The 1,815-nt window shown below is 65.6% G+C and carries 2 protein-coding genes; both read left to right on the forward strand.

What is annotated here, in order from left to right; all coding sequences use genetic code 11:
- Positions 1 to 314: 314 nt before the first annotated feature.
- Positions 315 to 884: a dTDP-4-dehydrorhamnose 3,5-epimerase gene (gene rfbC / locus ACTS2Z_RS14170; protein WP_442573851.1), complete on the forward strand. Its 570-nt coding sequence runs from the start codon at positions 315 to 317 to the stop codon at positions 882 to 884.
- 4 nt (positions 885 to 888) lie between these two features.
- Positions 889 to 1,770 (forward strand): dTDP-4-dehydrorhamnose reductase, encoded by an 882-nt coding sequence (gene rfbD, locus ACTS2Z_RS14175; protein WP_442573852.1) that lies wholly within the window; start codon positions 889 to 891, stop codon positions 1,768 to 1,770.
- Positions 1,771 to 1,815 lie beyond the last annotated feature (45 nt).

Genomic DNA, 1,815 nt, shown 5'->3' on the forward strand with positions numbered 1-1,815 from the left:
CTGTCAGGGCAAAGCCCGCCCGCGATTTTTCGCGGAACATCGCAACGCGGATGCGTTGCGGAGATAATGATCTCGCGCTCTCAGCCCGCTGTGCGGGCTGCCAGGCCGAATGGCCGCCCGCGACTTTTCGCGGCGCGACGCACGGATGGGCCGAGTATCACGAGGAACCAGGTCTCCCGCCCCGACGGGAGACCCAGAAAACGGATCAGGCCGTGGGGCAATGGTGAAAATTGTCGCGTACTGCCACGCGCCTTGCCCTGGCACGGCGCAGCCCTGTATGGGTGAGCCCGATGGCAATGGAGTAGCACTCGCTCATGGTTGAACTGGTTGCAGAAGCCCTTGATGGCGTAAAACTGATCCGCGCGCGGCGCTTCGAGGATGATCGCGGCTTTTTCAGCGAGACCTGGAACGCGCGCGCCTTTGCTGCCATCGGCATCGACACGGCCTTCATCCAGGACAACCATTCGCGCTCGGTGAGAACCGGCACGGTGCGCGGCCTGCACTATCAGGCCCCGCCGTTCGCGCAGGCCAAACTGGTGCGCGTCAGCCAGGGCCGCGTCATGGATGTTGCGGTGGATGCGCGCGCAGGCTCGCCCACCTATGGTCAGCACTTCAAGGCGGAGCTGAGCGCCGAAAACGGCCTTCAGCTTTTCGTGCCTGCCGGTTTTCTGCATGGCTTCATGACGCTCGAGGGTGATTGTCACGTCCAGTACAAGGTCGACAATTACTACGACAAGGCGAGCGATGGTGCGGTGCGCTTTGACGATCCGGCTCTGGCGATAGACTGGGGCCTTCCGTCCGATCGCGCGGTGCTGTCGCAAAAAGATGCGGACGCTCCTGGCTGGAGCGAGTTTGCTTCTCCGTTCACCTACACGGGCGCGTGAGCTGATGGCGCGTCTCATCATTCTGGGCCGTACCGGCCAGCTGGCAACCGAGCTTGCCCGACAGGCGGCGGCTGGAGGCTGGCAAGTGAAGGCGCTGGGGCGGGAGCTGGCCGACTTTTCGGACCCCGATGCCTGCGCCATGGCGCTGAACGGCGCGCTTCCCGCCGATGCCGTCATCAATGCGGTGGCGTATACGGCCGTTGACCGTGCAGAGAGCGAAGAGGCACTGGCGCTTACCATCAATGCCGAAACGCCGGGCCGCCTTGCGGCGCTGTGTGCGGCAGCCGGCATTCCCTTCCTGCACGTCTCCACTGACTATGTGTTCGATGGCAGCAGCGACCGGGCCTATGTCGAAACCGATGCGACAGGCCCGCAAGGCGCGTACGGACGCACCAAGCTCGCCGGTGAGGCGGCCGTGCGGGCTGCGGGCGGGCGTCATCTGATCGCCCGCACAGCCTGGGTCTATTCCGCCTACGGGGCCAATTTCGTGAAGACGATGCTGCGCGTCGGGGCCGAGCGTGATGCTCTGGGCGTTGTCGACGACCAGCATGGCTGCCCGACTGCCGCTCATGAGCTGGCCCGCTGCCTGCTGGTCGCTGCGCGCGCCATGGCCAGCGATGGTCATGAGGGCGGGCTCTATCATCTGGCCGGCAAGGGAGAGACCAGCTGGGCGGGCTTTGCCGATGCGATCTTTGCCCATGCGGAGCCGGTCTGGGGCCGCCGCCCTGCCGTGAACCGCATCACGACAGCCGATTATCCCACGCCTGCACGCCGCCCGGCGAATTCGCGGCTGGACTGCAGCCGGTTCGAAGCCGATTTCGGGACCCGGCCGGAACACTGGCAGCGCTCCCTGCCGGATGTGCTGGACCAGCTTCTGCGCTCCTGAGCCGTTGCGGGTGAGGGCGGATTGCGCCTCCCTGCGCGCACGGTA

Origin of the sequence: Glycocaulis sp. (genome assembly GCF_052168375.1) — a bacterium.
Classification (GTDB): Bacteria; Pseudomonadota; Alphaproteobacteria; order Caulobacterales; family Maricaulaceae; genus Glycocaulis.

What these genes read in the sequence shown, in the direction of transcription:
- rfbD (WP_442573852.1), top strand. Translation starts at nt 889, where the DNA reads ATGGCGCGTCTCATCATTCTGGGCCGTACCGGCCAGCTGGCAACCGAG.
- rfbC (WP_442573851.1), top strand. Translation starts at nt 315, where the DNA reads ATGGTTGAACTGGTTGCAGAAGCCCTTGATGGCGTAAAACTGATCCGC.